General features: G+C 47.6%; 18 protein-coding genes. 9 read left to right on the plus strand and 9 right to left on the minus strand.

Annotated features, from left to right (window positions below; genetic code table 11):
* Positions 1–27 precede the first annotated feature (27 nt).
* Complete coding sequence (locus IC230_RS03165) at positions 28–966, plus strand: 3-oxoacyl-ACP synthase III family protein (RefSeq protein ID WP_191037503.1); 939 nt, start codon at positions 28–30, stop codon at positions 964–966.
* A gap of 60 nt (positions 967–1,026) precedes the next feature.
* Here the strand turns inward: IC230_RS03165 and IC230_RS03170 are convergent, their stop codons facing one another.
* The 9 genes from IC230_RS03170 to IC230_RS03210 all read right to left on the minus strand — a co-directional run bounded on the left by IC230_RS03170 (position 1,027) and on the right by IC230_RS03210 (position 11,471).
* Entirely contained in the window at positions 1,027–2,997 is a 1,971-nt protein-coding gene (locus IC230_RS03170) for a M1 family metallopeptidase (protein ID WP_191037504.1), read from the minus strand.
* 71 nt (positions 2,998–3,068) lie between these two features.
* Entirely contained in the window at positions 3,069–3,677 is a 609-nt protein-coding gene (locus tag IC230_RS03175; protein WP_191037505.1) for a cytochrome c oxidase subunit 3, read from the minus strand.
* Between the two features lie 83 nt (positions 3,678–3,760).
* The gene (ispE, locus tag IC230_RS03180; RefSeq protein ID WP_191037506.1) at positions 3,761–4,567 is read right to left on the minus strand and encodes a 4-(cytidine 5'-diphospho)-2-C-methyl-D-erythritol kinase; all 807 of its coding nucleotides are present in this window, start codon (positions 4,565–4,567) and stop codon (positions 3,761–3,763) included.
* Positions 4,568–4,596: 29 nt separating this feature from the next.
* The gene (locus tag IC230_RS03185) at positions 4,597–6,021 is read right to left on the minus strand and encodes an ATP-binding cassette domain-containing protein (RefSeq protein ID WP_191037507.1); all 1,425 of its coding nucleotides are present in this window, start codon (positions 6,019–6,021) and stop codon (positions 4,597–4,599) included.
* Positions 6,022–6,095: 74 nt separating this feature from the next.
* Complete coding sequence (locus tag IC230_RS03190) at positions 6,096–6,653, minus strand: hypothetical protein (protein WP_191037508.1); 558 nt, start codon at positions 6,651–6,653, stop codon at positions 6,096–6,098.
* 178 nt (positions 6,654–6,831) lie between these two features.
* Positions 6,832–8,556 carry a GMC oxidoreductase gene (locus IC230_RS03195; protein ID WP_191037509.1) on the minus strand — a complete coding sequence of 575 codons (1,725 nt, stop codon included), beginning with the start codon at positions 8,554–8,556 and terminating at the stop codon, positions 6,832–6,834.
* A gap of 107 nt (positions 8,557–8,663) precedes the next feature.
* Positions 8,664–9,302, minus strand: coding sequence for a gluconate 2-dehydrogenase subunit 3 family protein (locus IC230_RS03200; RefSeq protein ID WP_223860223.1), 639 nt, complete (start codon positions 9,300–9,302; stop codon positions 8,664–8,666).
* A 201-nt stretch (positions 9,303–9,503) separates the two neighbouring features.
* The gene (locus IC230_RS03205; RefSeq protein WP_191037510.1) at positions 9,504–10,703 is read right to left on the minus strand and encodes a M20 metallopeptidase family protein; all 1,200 of its coding nucleotides are present in this window, start codon (positions 10,701–10,703) and stop codon (positions 9,504–9,506) included.
* Between the two features lie 69 nt (positions 10,704–10,772).
* Complete coding sequence (locus tag IC230_RS03210) at positions 10,773–11,471, minus strand: RDD family protein (RefSeq protein WP_191037511.1); 699 nt, start codon at positions 11,469–11,471, stop codon at positions 10,773–10,775.
* 172 nt (positions 11,472–11,643) lie between these two features.
* Here IC230_RS03210 and IC230_RS03215 point away from each other — a divergent pair, with 172 nt between their 5' ends.
* The 8 genes from IC230_RS03215 to IC230_RS03250 all read left to right on the plus strand — a co-directional run bounded on the left by IC230_RS03215 (position 11,644) and on the right by IC230_RS03250 (position 19,828).
* Positions 11,644–12,588: a stage II sporulation protein M gene (locus tag IC230_RS03215; protein WP_191037512.1), complete on the plus strand. Its 945-nt coding sequence runs from the start codon at positions 11,644–11,646 to the stop codon at positions 12,586–12,588.
* Positions 12,585–13,475: a hypothetical protein gene (locus tag IC230_RS03220; RefSeq protein WP_191037513.1), complete on the plus strand. Its 891-nt coding sequence runs from the start codon at positions 12,585–12,587 to the stop codon at positions 13,473–13,475. The genes IC230_RS03215 and IC230_RS03220 overlap by 4 nt, the downstream gene beginning before the upstream one ends.
* The gene (locus tag IC230_RS03225) at positions 13,459–14,232 is read left to right on the plus strand and encodes a DUF4129 domain-containing protein (protein ID WP_191037514.1); all 774 of its coding nucleotides are present in this window, start codon (positions 13,459–13,461) and stop codon (positions 14,230–14,232) included. Before IC230_RS03220 ends, IC230_RS03225 begins: the two co-directional genes overlap by 17 nt.
* A gap of 9 nt (positions 14,233–14,241) precedes the next feature.
* On the plus strand, positions 14,242–15,438 hold the full coding sequence (locus IC230_RS03230) for a DUF4350 domain-containing protein (RefSeq protein ID WP_191037515.1): 1,197 nt from the start codon (positions 14,242–14,244) through the stop codon (positions 15,436–15,438).
* Positions 15,439–15,520: 82 nt separating this feature from the next.
* A complete protein-coding gene (locus tag IC230_RS03235; protein WP_191037516.1) occupies positions 15,521–16,495 on the plus strand; it encodes an AAA family ATPase in 975 nt (324 codons plus the stop codon).
* Positions 16,496–16,659: 164 nt separating this feature from the next.
* Positions 16,660–17,658, plus strand: coding sequence for a hypothetical protein (locus IC230_RS03240; protein ID WP_191037517.1), 999 nt, complete (start codon positions 16,660–16,662; stop codon positions 17,656–17,658).
* Positions 17,655–18,473, plus strand: a complete 819-nt coding sequence (locus IC230_RS03245; protein WP_191037518.1) for a tetratricopeptide repeat protein — start codon at positions 17,655–17,657, stop codon at positions 18,471–18,473. The genes IC230_RS03240 and IC230_RS03245 overlap by 4 nt, the downstream gene beginning before the upstream one ends.
* A complete protein-coding gene (locus IC230_RS03250; RefSeq protein ID WP_191037519.1) occupies positions 18,470–19,828 on the plus strand; it encodes a DUF58 domain-containing protein in 1,359 nt (452 codons plus the stop codon). Before IC230_RS03245 ends, IC230_RS03250 begins: the two co-directional genes overlap by 4 nt.
* Positions 19,829–19,841 lie beyond the last annotated feature (13 nt).

Raw genomic sequence — 19,841 nt, forward strand, 5'->3', positions numbered from 1 at the left:
TGCGTTAGACCTCTATTTTTTGGCCTGATGTACATACATGCAGTAAGTCACTACTTGCCTACGCAGGTAGTTGGTAACGAACATTTCACGCAGCTCAATGGACTTTCCAGCGACTGGATTATCGAGCGCACTGGCATTCTGGAGCGCCGAAAAGCCGCACCCGGTGAGAATACAAATACAATGACCATCGAAGTCGTTAAACGACTCATGGAAAAGACGGACCTAACAACGGTCGATCTAATTGTTGGTGGAACGTATACTCCCTACGATACCATTGTTTCAATCGCCCATGAAGCCCAACATTTTCTGGGCATTGCCGATATTCCGACTATTTCGATCTCAACGGCCTGTTCATCGCTGCTGAACGCCATTGAAGTAGTTGAGGGCTATTTTGCGCTTAACAAAGCCACCAGAGCACTAGTCATCGTGTCTGAGCATAATACGCTCTATTATAACGAGAAAGACACGATTTCAGGGCACTTATGGGGCGACGGTGCGGCAGCACTACTTATCACCAAAGAACGTCAGAACGAAAAGGATTTCGATGTAAAAGCTCTGATAACGGGAGGAGCGGCTCATACATCTAAAGCAACTACAGGCGTAATGATGAAACCAGCCGATGGGGGGGTTACTATGCCGCATGGTCGCGACGTGTTTATTAATGCCTGTCAGTACATGCCCAAAGCTAGCTTACAGGTTCTCGAACAATGCGGACTTACACTGGCTGACGTCGACTACGTATTACCGCATCAGGCGAATCTGCGCATCTCACGTAACGTAATGAATACGCTTGGTTTGCCAGAAGAGAAGTTGATTTCTAATATCCAGTATTATGGTAACACGGGTTGTGCTGGCTGTGCCATTGCTCTTTCCGAAAAGTGGGACACCTTCAAGAAAGGCGAGCACATTGTTATCACTGTGTTTGGAGGTGGTTATTCTTACGGAGCGATGCTGGTAGAAGTATAGGATAAAATAAAAGGAGAAGGGTAACGAACTACCCTTCTCCTTTTATTTTATCCTATACTTCTATTGTGCTTCCGCCCGCCAGACGTTGTTTTTCCCGTTAATGTCTGGTAGTTTCTGGTCAGGATCGACAACGACCGTTTTCAAGGTCGAGGTAGAGTTATAGTTGAATGTCCAGGTTCCTCCGCGTTGCCAGACTTCTATCGGCAGATTGATCCGACCTTTTTTCCCGTTACTTTCTGTAACTTCAACAGTTACTGGCATTGCCATCTTTTCGAGGTTTTCGATGGAAATTAACGACCCCTTATCCGGCGAACCATCCACGTATTTCACTTCTTTTACGCTCTGATCAAGTTTCCAGGTTTCGTAGAAATAGCCACGCCAGAACCAACCTAAATCTTCACCAGCGCCATCTTCCATAGATCGGAAGAAGTCATAAGGCGTAGGATGTTTGAAGGCCCATCGCTGTACGTAGTTCTTGAAGGCGAAATCAAAGCGATCGGGACCAAGAATTACCTCACGAAGAAGTTTTAAACCGTAACCTGGTTTATAATAAGCCAGAATACCCAGCATACGAGCCTGCTGAACATCAGGAATCGTCATGATGGGTTCATTAGGCATAGCAAGCGCCGGAGCTAAATCGTGCATCGTACCACGCTCACGATTGTATTCGCCTTTGTTGAAACTGGCCGTCGACAAGAAGTTGATGAACGTATTAAAACCTTCGTCCATCCAGGGAAATTTGCGCTCATTGTTGCCTACGATCATCGGGAACCAATTGTGCCCGAACTCATGGTCAGTTACCCCCCAGAGGCCATCTTTCTTGTCTTTATGATTACAGAAGATTATACCAGGATATTCCATTCCCCCAACAATACCTGCTACGTTCGTCGCCACAGGATAACTGTATTCATACAGGTACTTCGAATAAAATTCGACACATCCTTTCACATATTCTGTCGAGCGATTCCAGGAGTCGTTTGTAGCACTTTCAACTGGATACACTGATTGGGCAAGTGCCGTTTTTCCATTGGAAAGGTTAATTTTAGCAGCATCCCACACGAACGCTCGTGAGGAAGCCCAGGCTACATCGCGGCTGTTCTGGCAACGAAACTTCCAGGTTAACGTACCGGATTTTTTAGGGCGTGTAGCCGCATTCGTTACTTCATCTTTACCACGAATGATAACCGTCTGATCGCTGTTACGTGCCTGTGCCAGTCGTTTTACCTGATCAGCTGTCAACACATCATTAGGATTCAGTAACTCTCCCGAACCAACAACAATATGGTCCCATGGGGCAGTAATGCTATACTCGTAATCACCATAGTCAAGATAAAACTCGCCCGCGCCCAGATAAGGCAGTACGTTCCAGCCTTCAATGTCGTCATACACACACATACGTGGGTACCATTGAGCAATTTCGTAGATGATCCCGTCTTTACGTTTCAATTGGCCCATGCGGTCTGAGGCATATTCAGGAATTTTGAACGAATAGGCCACTTTTACCTTCACTACGTCCCCGTTCGGTTTCACCGGTTCCGTTAGGCGAACCTGCATTCGTGTATCCGTTATTACGTAGGGCATTGTCGTAAACTTTCCCTGAGCATGATCAATGGTTACGCTTGAGATTGTGAATCCGCCCGCAAAGCCCTGATTACCAAACCGTCCACCGGAAACGGGTGTAGTTTTAGTAGCGCGCGACGTATCACTAAAGGCATTCTGGTCTAACTGTAACCACAGATAAGGCAACGTTTCGGGCGAGTTATTTTTATACGTTATCACCACTTCGCCCGTAATCGTATTCTGTTGATCATCGATCGCTACGTTGATTTGATAATCAGATTTGTTCTGCCAATAGCGCGGTCCGGGTGCACCGCTGCCCGTGCGGTAGTCGTTGCCGGGCTGCATGTTAAACAGTGGATGAAATAAGGCGAGAGGATCGTATTTTGAAGCCGACGTAGAAGACGGTGCTGTTTGGGCAAATGAAGCCAGACTAAAGGCCCAAAACCCTGCCCAGAGAGCAATTTTTTTCATGAATAAATTGAGAGTAACAATGAGGTTATTTTACACAAAGAACGCTATAAACCCTCAAAAGCAGATAGTTTTTATAAAGACAGATGTAAATCAAGGCCGTGATGAATGAGCAGAAAGACAAACAGGCCAATCCAAAGAATATCGACAAAATGCCAGTATAGGGTAATCAATCTGATTTTAAGGCGATTCGGCGGGTTCACGCTATAAACAAACGAATCGATATAAGGCCGACGTCGTAGAGCCTCAGCCAGCATGATGATCAGAAAAATGATGCCAATCAGAATATGTATTAAGTGAATTCCTGATATAATATAAATGAACCCCCCGGCTGGATTATCTTCTAACGTAACGCCTGCCCGAATCATCTGACGCCACCCCCACCCCTGAAGTAGCATAAACAACGTACCTAGCACAAGCGTGGTGCCCAGATTCGTGCGATAGTTGTTGAAGCGTTCGTGATGAAAAGCCTGGATAGCGTTGTTCAGTGTGAAGCTGCTCAATAGAATGACAACTGTGCTAACCAAAAAGACACCCGGCAACTTTACATCTCGCCAACCGGAGCCCGTTTGACGGATAATATAGGCAATTAAAAGCATCGTGAAAATCATCACGCTGCTCGCAATACCCAGCCAGACCATAAAGCGGAACGGCTCCCGCCGTTTGGTCACAAAGTTGCTCATGTTAGTTACCAGTGGTTAATCAATAGTAGTTAGTGGTTAGTTACTCTGCCATTCACTACTGACCACTAATCGTTTGCTAACCACTATAACTTTCCTTGCCAAACGCTGTAATTTAGAAATTGGTTTGGGAGAACTACAGGAGCCTGGAAAATTCCGTATATCGTTGAGCCAGAACCGCTCATGCTGGCGTAAACGGCACCGGCTTCATAAAGTTGCTCTTTGATTTGAGCCAACACCGGGTACTGTGGAAACAGACTATCTTCGAAATCATTGTGAATAGTCTCACACCAGGCATCGATGGGCGCTTGTAATTGATTGAATAAGGACGTTTCAGGCTGCTGTGGTCTTACTCCAGCATAAGCCTCAGCTGTTGAGATGGCTAGATTCGGGTAAACCAGCAGAATATGATATCCGCTCAAATCAATAGTAATGTCCTGAAACACGTCCCCTTTTTCAAGACAATACAATGGACGATTCTGAATGAAAAAAGCGCAGTCACTACCCAGCAATCGAGCATATTCTTCAAGCTGAGCAATGCTTAGTCCCAGCTTAAACTGATCATTCAACAAACGTAACGTAAAGGCAGCATCAGCCGAACCACCACCCAAACCTGCCCCAATCGGCACAAGTTTATGGAGATGTAGCTGAACCGGCGGCAGATCAAAGTCGGCCTTCAACAAATCATACGCCCGAACGCAAAGGTTAGTCCTCAGTTCGCCTGGAATAGATAATCCACTACTACTGAACGCAAACGTCTTTGACGGAATGGCCTCCAGTATATCACCCCAACCAACCGGATAAAAGCAGGACTGTAGATTGTGAAAACCATCGGAACGTTTCTCCGTAATACGTAGTCCAAGGTTGATTTTACAATTCGAAAAGACAAGCACGTATTGAATTATAAATGATGAATAATAAGCTAGCGCCTGGCATCGAGATCAAAAATCTGGTCGATCGTATCAGGCAGTTCGTGCTGATTGTGTGAAATGAACAGGATGGTTTTATCAGATAAACTGTCAATTAATCGCCGGGCCAGCTCTATATGACGTGCATCGATAACCTGGAAAGGTTCATCCAGTAACAATACAGGAGGATTTTTAAGCAAGGCGCGAACTAACAAAACCAGCCGCTGTTCACCGGCGGATAAGGTCCCGAATGATCGGTTCTGCGTATCAGTCAGGCCAAAATAGCCTAGCAGTTGATTTAGATCGGCTTCGGTTTCGGGCGCGACACGCTTTGGTGGCGTAAGCGTATCAGTAAGACCCGTAAGAGCTACCTGACGTACTAACAGATGCTGTGGGAAATAAAGATGCAGTTCAGGTGACACGAAGCCAATCCTTCGTTTAACATCCCAGATGCTCTCACCTGATTTCCCACGCCGATACCCAAAAACGCTCACGTCATTAGCGTATGCCTGCGGGTGATCACCATATAGCAGACTAAGCAGCACTGATTTTCCCGCACCGTTTCGACCCAGCAACGCCCATCGCTCCCCCGCCTGAATCGCCCAGTTGATATTATTTAGAATTACCGTGTCCCCATAACGTACCGTAACGTTCCGTAATCGAAAGGCATCCGAAAAATCAGGAAGTTGTGGTTTCGTCTGGAGTATCGGAAGTATAGATTCTGATACGTTCTCTATAACGGGAACATAGTTCTTTTTATCGCCCTGCCACTGTAGGCTACTTTTATCTAGTGCCATAACGTGGGTAACGAAAGGCGGAATATCGTCAGCTTCAGTCACTAATACGAGCGTTAAACCGTGAGCGATCAACTCTCCTAGCCAGCTTGTCAATTCCGTCCGAAACGTTTTATCCAGCCCGACAAATGGATTATCCAGGAGCAATACGGAGGGATGACGTAGCAACGCTTTCCCGATTCGGGCTTTGCGAGTCTGGCCGTTCGATAGTTTCAGAAACGATCGTTCCAGCAGAGGTTCTAGCCCTAACCGTTTAATCAGCGCGTTATTTTCCGGTGATTCTGTGTATTGTAAAAATTTACGTAACGTCGGAATGGAATGATAAGCATCGTCTTCTCCTTCTGGCTTATCACCCATTGTCGCCTGATAACGCTGCTGATAGAAATAGCCACTATACGAAAATTGACTGGACTCTTCTTTAAACGACACAAACTCAGGAGATGTCTTACGAAAAGCCGTACCAGGTGGCGCAGGAAACTGGCCAGCAAGTGCTTGCAAAAAGGCTGTCTTTCCACTACCAGTAGAACCAACGACCGCCCAGCACTGGCCCTGGTTAAGGGTAAATGTTATATTGGATAAGATCGTCTGCCCACTTCGGCGAGCAACAAAGTACATCAGCGAGATTAGTGGCGTTTCATCTGGCATAAAAAAGGTCAGGGTGTACTTTTGCAAAAGTACACCCTGACCTTTTTTATGCTGTTATACTTAACCCACTTTCTTTAGGGCTTGCTTGGCGTCGTAGTCGATGAGCCAGTTCTCGTACGGCGACTGCCGTTAGTCGTTGTGCCCGTGTTTGTCCGATCAGTGGTCCCCATTGAGTTCAACGTGCTATTCGATGGCTCCGTACCCGTATTCATCGTACCAGGTTTTGTGCTGTACGTGCTGTTGGGGGTAGTTACCGTAGACGGTGTGTTCGTAGTACCCGTAGTTGGATTAACGGTTCCCGTCTGCGCCGGAGTCGTCATTGTTCCGTTGGTCGTTGACGGCTGGTTTTGATACGTATTGGTACTCGTTGGTGGAGTAGCCTGATTTACACCTGTTGGCGCCTGTGGCTGATTGATGCCCGTATTGACCGGAGCAGGTGTTTGACTCATACCTGAATTCGTTCCAGGCTGCGTCTGATACGTACCTGAATTGGTTCCCGTATTCGATGGGTTTGCATATGTCCCCGTCGTTCCGGTTGTCCCTGAATTGGTCGTTGAATTCGTATTTTGTGCGTTTGCATTAAGGGCTATGCCGGCTACCAGCATGCAACCCATCATTACTATTTTTTTCATTAGTTGAGTATGTTTAAAGCGTTTTAACGCGATATTCTATAGTATAACTACGCTAATCCAGAGTTGTTTAATATTTTTTTAATAAATACCTGTAATACTTCTTCCGAGTCCAGTTTTTATGAAAGAAAAAGCCATAAGCAGATCTGCTTATGGCTTTTTTAAACTACAATGATATAGCTTATAACGTACCTTTTTTCATTTCCTTAACAGCAAAGTCAGCCGCACGAGCCGTCAGTGCCATGTAAGTCAGTGATGGATTCACACAGGAAGCTGACGTCATGCAGGCGCCATCCGTGTTGAATACGTTTTTAACCGTATGAAGCTGGTTATGCGCATTCAGTATTGATGTTTTTGGATCGCGGCCCATACGAGCGGTACCCATCTCGTGGATACCAATACCTGGATTTTTAGTCGTATCGTTATAGGGCGTTACGTTCTTGATACCGGCTGCTTCGAGCATTTCGGCGGCATCATTCATCATATCGATCCGCATTTTTTTCTCATTTTCACCATAAGCAGCATCGAACACGATGATTGGTAAGCCCCACTTATCTTTCTGATCAGGCGAAAGCGTCATGCGGTTGTTGGGATCAGCGATCATTTCGCCGAAACCACCAAGGCTCATTGTCCAGCCGCCTGGTTTGGTTAAGCTTTCTTTGAAATCAGCACCGAAACCTTCCATGCCATTCCCCCGGTTCCAGCCACCCCGACCGGCACCACCCTGATAACCAAAGCCGCGTACGTAATCCCGTTTATCTTTACCCCAGTTACGGTAGCGAGGAATGTACACGCCGTTCGCCCGACGCCCATAATAATATTGATCTTCCATCCCATCAAACGTACCAGCAGCACCTGCAGCCAGATGGTGGTCCATGATGTTACGTCCGAGTTGGTCAGAATCGTTACCCATTCCGTTCGGGAACCGGTGCGACTTCGAATTCATCAGAATCGACGTACTGGCGAAAGCGGATGCATTCAGGAAGATGACTTTGGCGTAGTACTCACGCACCTCTTTCGTATTCTGGTCAATAACCCGAACGCCAGTTGCTTTTCCTTTCTTTTCGTCGTAAAGCACTTCCGAAACAATCGAATCAGGACGTAACGTCAGGCGACCCGTTTTCACAGCGGCTGGTAACGTAGCCGATTGTGTACTGAAATAAGCACCGTAGGGACAGCCACGCATACACTGGTTTCGGAACTGGCAGGCAGCCCGACCCAGATCGTAGTGAAGCTGTTTCGGTGCCGTCAGGTGAGCCGTACGGCCCATCGTAACGGTACGCCCAGCAAAGGCTTTTTCAATCTTCTTTTTTGCTTCCTTTTCCAGACAGTTCATCTGCATAGGTGGCAGGTAATTACCATCAGGCAGTACGTCCAAACCATCTTTGTTACCCGAAATCCCGGCAAAGGTTTCCACATAGGTATACCAGGGTGCCAGATCTTCATAGCGGATTGGCCAGTCAACACCAATGCCTTCTTTGCCGTTTGCCATGAAGTCTTCTTTATTCCAGCGGTAACTCTGACGGCCCCACATCAGTGAACGACCACCTACGTGATACCCACGAATCCAGTCTACTTTGCGATTTGGCTTTTCGAGGTAAGGATTTTCTTTATCGTTCTCGAAAAAGTGACGCCATTCTTCGTTAGCGGTATAGCCGGTACGCATGTTGGCCCAGTACTCTTCAGCCGCCATCGTCGTGATACGTCCCCGGTGTGGAAAATCCCAGGGGTTATTGGTAGCCGTTGGATAGCCTTCAATGTGTTTCACATCGCGACCACGCTCCAGCATCAGCACTTTCAATCCTTTTTGGGTAAGTTCTTTAGCAGCCCAGCCACCCGAAATACCCGACCCAACGACAATAGCGTCGTAGGTCATATCTTTTTTAGCGTCTATATTAAGGTTCATTCTGTGAGAAGAGTGTTTGTAGCTATAGAGTTGTGTGATGATAGAGTAGCCAAGCTCTCAGGTAAGAAGCTTTACAACTTTATGATCTTTACAACTGTACAACCTTTTTAGATTGCCCAGGCTTTCTGACCAGGTTTAAGCGTAACACAACCATCGTATCGGCCCGGAACCGCTACGTATTCAAGAGCTTGTGTTGCTCCGATTTCGGAGGTAAAGTAGCCCGTCAGCGTTAGGTCTTTCAGCATGGTAAAGAAAGGCGTATACCGCTTTTTCGCTTCTGGCATTTGTAGATCAGCTTGCGAATTTTCTACTTTGGCCGCGCTTTTGGCTGGAGCCATTTGGGCTTTACGTTCTTTGTCGTCGGCTTCGAGTTTTTTAACAATCTCGATACGTTGCGCTGGGTCCAGTTGTACGAATGCTTTTCCGTACGCATCCTGACTTAACTTGTTGGTTTGCGTCAGCCCATCAAGGAAGCGTTGCTGATCGTCTGGCTTGTAGCAATCTTTTACGATAACATCGATGATTTCATTCACCTTAGCAGCTTTGGCACCAGGCGTGCTCGTCGTGGGAATAATCGTATCGGCCAATTCAGCGACGGTTGCGTCCTGATCAGCCGTAAAGAAAAGTGGCTTACCCGTCAGGGTACGTCGAGCGGCCGAGGCTTCGAGCGTATCGGCCAACGCAGGCAACGATATGGTTGCGCCGGCCAGCGCGGCCACCCGCATAAGGGCGTCTCTTCTGTTCATAGGTTTATAGTAATTAGGCTTTCAAGTAGAACGTTTTAAGCAATTACAAATGTATAACAATCGGGGAATGGATTGTGATTTTTGACGATACACTTTTTGTGAAACTGGCCTAATTAGAATCTTACTAATCATCTTTTAATAACAAAAAAACCGACTATCGATATGCAGTCGGTTTTCTCGCAAAAACGTTCTTGTTCGTCGTTAAACTGTTTGCAATTCCCGTACCGCCAGCCAGCTCATCAGGCCAGCGCCAGTTTCTAAAGCAGCTTCGTCGATGTCGAAGGTTGGGGTATGAACGCCCGATACGATTCCTCGCTCTTCGTTACGTGTGCCTAATCGGTAAAAACACGAATCGACCACCTGCGAGTAAAAAGCGAAATCTTCGCCCGCCATCCATAGATCGAGGTCTACTACGTTTTCCTGTCCCATGTATTCGACGGCCTGCGCCCGTACACGTCGGGTTAGTTCGGGATGGTTTTTCAGGAATGGGTAGCCGTGGACAATCTCGAACTCGCAGGAGCCGCCCATCGCTTCGGCAATGCCTTCGGCTAATTTGACCATGCGTTTTTTGCCCTCTGCGCGCCATTCTTCGTTCATGCATCGGAACGTACCCTGAATGGTAACCTCGTTCGGTATTACGTTCGTTACGCCATCAGCAATGAACCGACCAAATGATAAGACCGATGGACTGGCGGGTGGACGGTTCCGGCTAATGATCTGTTGCAGAGCGACAATGATATGAGAGGCAATCAGCACTGGATCGACCAAATTATCTGGCATGGCAGCATGGCCCCCTTTGCCACGTACGGTCATATAGATTTCGTCGGTACTAGCCATATACATGCCTTCGCGGAAACCAATCTTCCCAACCGGAATATTCGGCGCTACGTGTTGACCCAGCATACTGATGGGTGCCGGGTTTTCCAGAACGCCTTCTTTAATCATCAGCGAGGCTCCTCCCGGCGCTTTTTCTTCGCCCGGCTGGAAAACCAGTTTTACGGTTCCGTCAAACTGATCGCGTAGTACGTGCAGAATGCGGGCGACACCCAGTAGACTAGCTGTATGCGCATCGTGTCCACACGCATGCATGACCCCTTCCACGGTTGATTTATACGGAACGTCATTTGCTTCGTGAATGGGCAATGCATCCATATCAGCCCGTAGACCGACAACTTTTGATGAGCCCGGGGAGCCAGCGTTACGTCCTTCAATGATGGCGACCAGACCCGTATCAGCCACGCCTTCCTGTGGTGTAATACCAATGGCTTTCAGTTGATCGGCCACAAAGCGAGCGGTATCTCGTTCGTGAAACGAAAGTTCGGGGTGCGCATGCAGGTGTCGACGGGTCTGCACAATATCGGCCGCATATTGCCGGGCGAGAGTTTTAATGGAATCGAGCATAGGGGTAGCCTGGACGGCCACGTCCGGGTGAAACAAGTACGGTATTACCCCCGGACGTGGCCGTCCAGGCTACTGTTGTATCATTATAAACTCATAATCGCGGATAACCGTTTCCAGAAACGCCCGGTTCGGCAAATTGCTTTGAATACCGGTTACCGTTTTGATCTTATCGGCAGTACGTATCAAAGCCCCTTCGTCGCTACGGCGAAGGATTTCGCGAACAATGGTAATGTCGCGATCAGACAGCAATCGAACATCCGGGAACTGGATGGTATAATTCTCCGAAGCGGGCTGAATCAGGATTTCGTCTAACGTAACGGCAGGTTTGAGTTTAACGACCGTTGTACCAGCGGCAATGTCGCCCAGGCGTTGTCCTCTGCCATTGGCCGCTACGGTAAGTATGGGAACAATGCCCCCTAAAAAGGCAGCTGACTCGACAATGCGAAAGAGCCATCGAATGAGGTACGCCCCCAGCGTTGGTTGCGACCCATTGAGCATGACAACCCGAATATCCATGGCTAATTTGCCGATGTTACGGCCATTGAGCAGCCACTCGCAAAGCAGATCATAAAACACAATGGGCATCAGGATCAGTACAACGTAGAAATCTGACCGCCCGATCCCCAGCCGCGCTGGTAGAGCAATCGTCAGCATAAACCACCCGAAAAACACGGCATAATCAATCAACGTTGCCAGAATGCGATCACCAACACTAGCAGGGTCGTATTCCAGCACAACGTTTTGGGAAGTACGGATGGCAACAGACATTCAGGAAATTTAAATCGGAACGGAGAAGCCCGTGCGGTCAAAATTCGGAAGTAAGCTTGTCTCGTCAAAAACTTTTTTAGAAAACTAATTCGCAACTTGGCTACCTTCGGGAACTTAGCTAATTTGACCTCCAACGACTATTGACCGCACGGGCGTTCCCGGATCAACTTACATGCGCGAAGCTCTTTTCATCAAACGTAACGCCGACAAGTGGCGCGACATGGAACAGAATCCTACGCGTAACCCCGACGAATTGACCGACCGCTTTGTAGAGCTGACCGATGACCTGTCGTACGCCCGGACCTTCTATCCTGATGCCAAGGTAACGCGCTACCTCAACGGCAGGGCTGCCCAGATGCACCGGGGCCTGATGCAGAATCGGCAGGATGAGCGCAGCCGATTCATTACGTTCTGGAAATATGAGTTACCCCTTTTATTCCGGGAATCGCATCGACTGTTAGCCTTATCAGCCGGTATATTTCTGGTAGCCTGTATTTTGGGTTGGGTTTCGGCAGCTCATGACAATACGTTCGTGCGCTTGATTCTGGGCGATCAGTACGTTAACATGACCCTCGAAAACATCAAGAAGGGCGATCCATTAGGTGTGTATAACAGCCGCGATCAGGCGTCTATGTTTGTCCAGATTACCTTGAACAACATCTACGTAGCATTCCGAACGTTTATGTTTGGCCTGTTTGCCTCGTTCGGCACCATAGCGATGCTGTTTTATAACGGCGTGATGCTGGGGTCGTTCCAGTATTTTTTTTACGAACGTGGCTTACTTCTCGATTCAGTGCTTAAGATCTGGATTCACGGTACGCTCGAAATTTCGGCGATTGTCATTGCGGGCTGCGCGGGGCTGACGGTTGGGAATAGTCTTCTGTTTCCAGGAACCTACTCAAGACTGGAGTCCTTCAAGCGGGGCGTCAAGCAAGGGTTGAAAATTGCAATTGGGCTGGTACCAATTTTTATTACGGCCGGCTTTCTGGAAAGTTTCATTACACGTCTGACCTTACCGGCTGTTGTAAGCGGAGGTATTATTCTGCTGTCGGCTGCTTTTATCATCTGGTACTTCATTCTATACCCAATCTCACTTAACCGCAAAATCGTGTCATGATCCGTCTCTTTCAGCAACGTGACTTTGGCAATAAGATCAACGCTACGTTTCAGTACATTATCGAGAACTTTCGCAGTTTGGGGCTGTCGCTGCTTTACATTGTTGGACCAGTTGCGCTGGTGGCTGGTATCGCAACCGGGGTGGTACAATCGAACATGATGAGGCTGATAGGTGAATCAGCTAACGCTAAAACCGACAACCCGTTCTATGCTTTTCAGATGTTAGGTTTTTTCGCATCACCTTCGTTCTGGCTAGCGATGTTTTTCAGCCTCATGGCTAATCTGGCCGTTATCCTGACTACGTACGCGCACATGAAGGTCTATGACCGTGCAGACGGCAGGGAAATAACGGTGCCGGATGTCTGGGCCGAAGTCCAGCCTGTGATTGGCCGGGGAATTCTGATTTCGATTCTGAACTCGATTATTATTGGATTTGGCATTCTTTTCTTCGTCATTCCGGGCCTATATCTCGCCGTTGCTCTTTCCCTGTCATTAGCCGTTATGTCGTTCGAAGAAACTGATTTCGGCTCAACCTGGACCCGTTGTTTCCAGCTCATCCGCGATAAATGGTGGTCTACGTTCGGTTTGATTTTTGTTATGAGCCTCATCGTCGGACTCATCGGGCTTGTCTTTGCAGTACCGACCGCAGTCATCGCCTTTTTGACCAGTGCCAAGATGCTTCCCGATGTTTCAGTCGTTTGGCTTGTATTGGGCAACGTTATTAATCTGGTTGGAAAAACAATTCTGAACGTAGTGATCTATACAGCCGTTGGGTTTCAGTACACGAATCTGGTTGAACGGCAGGAAGGTCGCGGGATGATCTCAGCCATCGACTCCATTGGCACTACGCCCACTCAGCCCCGTTCAACGGATGATGAAACGTATTAACACTCAATTTTGCAGAAATCCACGGCGATTTGTCTTTCCGCTTCATGTAGTACTATTTATCACGACATTGCTTTTTTTCGGCACATGTGATCTGTACGCTCAGAAAGCCGCTGCGCCAGACGATCGTGCATCCACGCATGTACGTTACCCCGCACCTGATCATCTGCGTGATCTGCAAACGGACCACAACTATCAATATGGACATGAAGCACCCCCGCCCGAAAATCCGATAGCGCGTTTATTTGCCTGGCTTTTTGGAAAATTCGCTAAGTTTCTGGCTAGTGATGCCTATCAAAACGTTTGGCAGTACGTTGTTCTTGCGGCTATAGCAGGTCTGGTTATCTATCTGTTAATAAAGGCGGAAGCATTAAACTTTCTGTTTCCGAAGAAAGCGCTATCTGATCGTCTGAATTACGAGAATCTAGCTGAAAACATCCACGAAATCAACTTCGATGCTGCTGTTGACGAAGCGGTTACTCAGCGAAACTTCCGACTGGCAGTCCGACTGCTGTATTTACAAATACTTAAACGACTAACTGACAGCAATCTAATTGATTATAAGTCTGACAAAACCAACCGTCAATACGTGTATGAACTAGCCAAGTCACCCGTTCAAGCTGATTTTGAGCAGTTAACACGCCAGTTCGAATTTGTGTGGTATGGTGATTTTCCGGTGGATGATAGTCGTTTTCAACAAATTAGTCAACATTTTCGGGAGTTTAACCGGACGCTTTCTTCATCAACTCCTGTAAACTAAGAATCGATTTTGCCGAAGCCGAATAAATACCTGCTTATCCTGCTCGTGACTGTAGTGGCCTACGTGCTTTTTGACTATTACCGGCCAAAGCCAATCGACTGGAAGCCAACGTACCGAAACGACGATAAAATCCCGTTTGGCACGCAGGCTTTATTTGAGTTACTGCCAGACGTGATGAAGCCATTATCGGTAAAACCAGTTCGACTGCCCGTTTATAATTTTCTGACCGAAACCGATCTTTCGACGCGAAGTAATTATCTGTTGGTGTGTCATGATCTTACTATTGACCGCTCCGAATTATCGAAACTTCTGGCGTACGTTAAGCGGGGAAATAACGTATTTATATCGGCCTATGTACTTCCTGATTCACTGGGAATAGCGCTGGGGTTTAAAGCGGATGAAAAGAATCAATCTAAAGCGGATACTACGTTACGTCAGAACTTTACGAATTCGCAATTACGGAAAACGAGTGGCTATAATTTTTTCCATGATGACGGCCGTAATTTTCTGATTATCAAAAAACCACAAAACACAACGGTACTGGGACGTAACGCGCGCAACGAGCCCGTTTTCATTCGCATTCAATATGGGAAAGGCCAGTTTTTTATCCACAACTTACCGCTGGCGTTCACAAACTACTATGTACTGGACCCAAAAACATCGGACTATGCCTTCAAGGCCCTCTCCTATTTGCCAGTCCTGCCTACGTACTGGGATGAGTATCAGACACAGGGCCGGTTTGATGAAGATCAGCAATCCATTTTCCGATACATTCGCTCGCAGCCTGCCCTGAACTGGGCTTATTATTTAGTAGCGTTTGGGCTGATTTTCTACGTAATTTTCGCGGGTAAACGAACGCAGCGCATTATCCCGGTGATCGAACCCCTGGCCAATACGTCGCTGGATTTTGTTAAGACCGTTGGGCGCGTGTATTTCCAGCAAGGCGATCACCATAACCTGGCTCAAAAAAAGATTCAGTATTTTCTGGCCGAACTTCGCGAACGCTATGGACTGAACACAACGACTTTAGACAAAGATTTTACGGAAACATTAGCTCAAAAGAGTGGCGCGTCGATTCAGGAAACGGCTGACTTAGTACGGCTTCTGCGTGATGCGCAAAAAAGTATTTCGCTTTCAGAGTTTGATTTACTAACACTCAATAAAGCAATAGAGAACTTTAAACAGTCAGAACCAGGATTGAGCTGATTTTAGGATTCATATGATTTTGCTTTGGGCAAGTGATCAACAAAATCCGTTTAAGCTGTGGAATCCCGGTTCAAAATCAGTTATGGATACATTCGATTCCCGATTAGACCTTACTCCGCTCAACACAACTGTCGACGCGATTCGCGCTGAAGTCGGCAAGGTTATCGTTGGGCAACACCAGACGGTTGATTTGCTCTTAACGGCGCTGCTTGCTGATGGGCACGTTTTGATCGAGGGAGTACCTGGGGTAGCAAAAACATTAACGGCGAAGCTGCTGGCAAAAACCATGTCGGTCAATTTCAGTCGCATCCAGTTTACGCCCGATCTGATGCCGTCCGACGTATTGGGCACATCCGTTTTTATGCCCAAAACGGGCGACTTCACGTTTCGACAAGGGCCTATCTTTTCTAACCTCGTACTGATTGACGAAATCAACCGCGCTCCGGCGAAAACACAGGCAGCCTTGTTTGAAGTAATGGAGGAACGGCAGGTGACGAACGACGGGACAACGTATCATCTTGACGAGCCATTCATGGTACTGGCTACGCAGAACCCCATTGAGCAGGAAGGTACGTATCGACTCCCCGAAGCGCAACTGGATCGATTTCTCTTTAAAATCGTAGTTGGTTATCCAGACGCAGCCGAAGAAGTTGATATCCTCCGGGGTCATCATCAACGCCGGAATTTGACGGATGCACTCGATGCAGTCAGCGCGGTGCTTTCCGCCGAGCAGCTGGCTTCGTTACGTAGTCAAGTCCATCAGGTGCACGTCGAGGATAATTTATTCGATTACATTGCGCAGATTGTGCAGTCTACGCGCGCGAATAAATCGCTTTACCTGGGGGCGTCACCCCGAGCATCGGTGGCGTTACTAAATAGTGCAAAAGCACTTGCTACGCTCCGGGGTCGCGATTTCATTACGCCCGAAGATGTGCAGGAACTGGCCACGCCCGTGTTACGTCACCGCATATTGCTTACGCCCGAACGAGAAATGGAAGGAGGCACAGCCGATGAAGTCGTATCGCAGTTAGTCAAAAAGATTGAAGTGCCCCGGTGAGAAATGAGTCATGAATGATAACTGATTTTGCAAGAGTAGCGTTTGATCGTAGATTCCTTAAGCTGACTTGTCTAAGGAAACGATGGCTTTTTGTCCTTCAGGCTCCATTATTCATTATCAGTCACTCATCCAGCTTCGCTCAAGCGCTAACGCGTGATCAGTTCGTGGGTACGTGGATCGGTGTTCATTCAGAATGGGATACTGACTTTACCTGCCCCTTAGCAACCTATATCCAGTTAGATGCCGACAGTACGTATCATTTCGGCATGGTCGATGGCTCAGCAGGCAAACGCACCTCGACCTGGGCATTTCATGGCGAAAGCATGCGTTTAGATACAATTCGTTTTGCACCCGGACTCGTTTCTATCCAGAACAATTTACTGCGAATCGGCGCTAATTACCCCATGGTTTTTCGCCGGTTTACTGACGTAGCGATAGACTCTATTCTTGTACACAAACAGTTGAGTGGACGTGTTTGGCAATCAGATAGCCTGACTATTTATTTTTATACCGATGGCAAAGTAGCGCTGGAAAATCCTGCAACCAAGCAACGTACTGCTCACTACTGGCAAGTAAAACGGTTTGGTCAATCCATCTTTTTAGTCATTCAGGGAAATCAGTACACTCGTGATCGAGGCTATAAGCCACTTTGGCAGATCGTTAGCTTATCCCCCCATCAACTGCAGGCTACTGGCTGGAACGGATGCGCTGTCGCTAAAGAAACGTTTCGGTTGGTTCGAAATTTACTGCCCGGCGAGACGTGTCGCCCCAACGGTTTTCAGCCTTGCTCCAATTGTTTTTCGAGCAGATGGAGAGAGGGATCACTGAGCCGTTCAGATAAGCGGTACGATCTGGTCCATCTGTTCAGGAAGACCTACCAACCCATTAGTCAACCGGGTGAATCAGGGCTAATTCGAATTCGATTCGTTGTGAATTGTGAAGGCGAGCAAGGATTGTTTGAGCTACGCGGTTTTGATGAGAGTTACTGTCCTAGAATGTTTAACCCTCAAATTACCAACCAATTAGTTGCTATTTGCCGCAACCAGGTAGCGACCGACCCGTCACTTCGCAAACCAAATAATCCCGATGAGTGGCTGCTGGACGTAGCGGTTTCCCTTACATTTCGACTTCAGGATGGTCGTTTAACCGATATTCTGCCATGAAGCGACTCTGTTACCTCTACTTGTTTCCTATATCGGTGATGGCTCAGCAGAACGGTGAGCGACTTTTAAATGCGTTTGCCTCAGAACTGGCGGGTAATCGATCTGCGCAAAAGCAGTTCTTCTTTGCAGAAAGGCGAGAAAAGGCGCGTATGGATACGTTATCGGCCACTGCAGACAATTACCGCTATCGTGCGCTTAATTACTTATGGCGTCGTGATTACGAACAGGCAGTCGTGTGGCTGGAAAAAACGTGTGCGTTGTATCCAAAAGAACACGGCTTCGTCGGCGAACTCTATCTTTCCGAGTTACATGATTACCCTCGGGCACTTGCTCACTTCGACGCTTACGACGCACTGACGCCTGCTTTCAACGATATGATCAGTAATAGTCCCGTAAGTTATTTGCGTGGATTAACGTATCGTAGCCTCGGCAATCACGCTAAAGCGCTTGAGCAATTCTCGACTGGCATTGATTCACTGGTGGCTAAGCATGGCACGGAATGGGTCAACTACCGACATTACGTTAGTCGGGCCGTTAGCTACATGGCTATGCAGCAGCCTGATAAAGCTTTGTTGGATCTAGATCACGCAGCTAAAAATTTTAACCGGTCGGCACTTGTACACTATCAACGTGGACGTGCGCTCCTCCAACTGAACCGAACGTCAGAAGCCCAGACAGCCTTTCAGGATGCATCTTTTTTTTACAAAGCATTCCGGGCGCAACGAACGGGCGATTATCAGGAAGACGTGTTTAATCCTATTTATGAGCCTGAAATTGACTCAGCTCTCGCCAATCTAAAAACCCAAAGCCGTTGACTCTTTTTCGCTCTCTCTTCGTCGCAACGCGCTTGTGGTTTTCCTTGATAGCCATCGTGCTCTTATTTGTGGCGGCCTATGCTTTCCCAATTTTGTTCCCGTTGATGCAGGTTGTCTTCGCTGTTTTTATCATTCTGATAGGTATAGATGGCTGGCTCCTGTTTCGGAAGAATACAACCGGTAAGCCTGCCTTTTTCGCACGACGTGAATTACCAGAACGCCTATCAAACGGCGATGAAAATCCGCTGACAATTTACCTGGAAAACCGCTATACGTTTCGGGTCGATGTGGATGTGATTGATGAAATTCCATTCCAGTTTCAACGGCGGGACGTATTGTTTCGAGCCCGACTCAACCCACGAGAAACGCAGGCGATCCGCTATGAACTGCGCCCCACACGCCGGGGTGAATATAGCTTTGGCGCTGTAAACGTGTTCGTTCTGTCGCCATTGGGGTTGCTGAAGCGCCGTTATAAATTTGAGCAGGGTAAAACGGTAGCCGTTTATCCGTCGTTTTTGCAGATGCGTCAGTACGAATTACTGGCAGCCACAAACCGTCTAAGCGAAGTGGGTGTCAAGCGTATCCGACGTATCGGCCACAGCATGGAATTTGAGCAGGTGCGCCCCTATACAACTGGCGATGATATCCGGACGATCAACTGGAAAGCTACTTCCCGGCGTGCCCATTCGCCGAATACAGCGCTCATGATCAATGCGTACCAGGATGAACGGTCACAGCCGGTTTACTGCCTGATTGATAAAGGGCGTGTTATGCAGTCCCCATTCGATGGTTTGTCGCTCCTTGATTACGCCATTAATGCCAGTTTAGTGCTGAGTAATATTGCGCTCATGAAACAGGATCGGGCTGGCATTCTAACGTTCTCCGATCATATTGGCCAACTCCTCCCTGCCGACCGCCGATCGGGACACATGCTCAAGATTCTTGAACTGCTTTACCGGCAACGAACGCGTTTTCTGGAGACCGATTATGAAAACCTATACGCCAGCGTTCGGGCACACATTCGTCAGCGAAGTTTGTTGCTGCTATTCACCAACTTTGAGACTGTAAGTGGCATGCACCGACAATTACTGTACTTGCGCCGATTAGCCAAGGATCATTTGTTATTGGTAATTTTCTTCGAAAATACAGAGTTACGAAACCTATTGGATACGCCAGCTGCCGATACAGAACAGATTTATTTCAAAACGATTGGCGAGAAATTTTCCTTTGAGAAGAAGCAGATCGTCAAGGAATTAGCCCAGTACGGTATTCAAACCATTTTGACTGCTCCTCAAAATCTTACGGCCAATACGATCAATAAGTATCTAGAATTGAAAGCACGAGGAATGATTTAATATAGACTGGCCG

Source organism: Spirosoma validum, from assembly GCF_014699035.1.
Classification (GTDB): Bacteria; Bacteroidota; Bacteroidia; order Cytophagales; family Spirosomataceae; genus Spirosoma; species Spirosoma validum.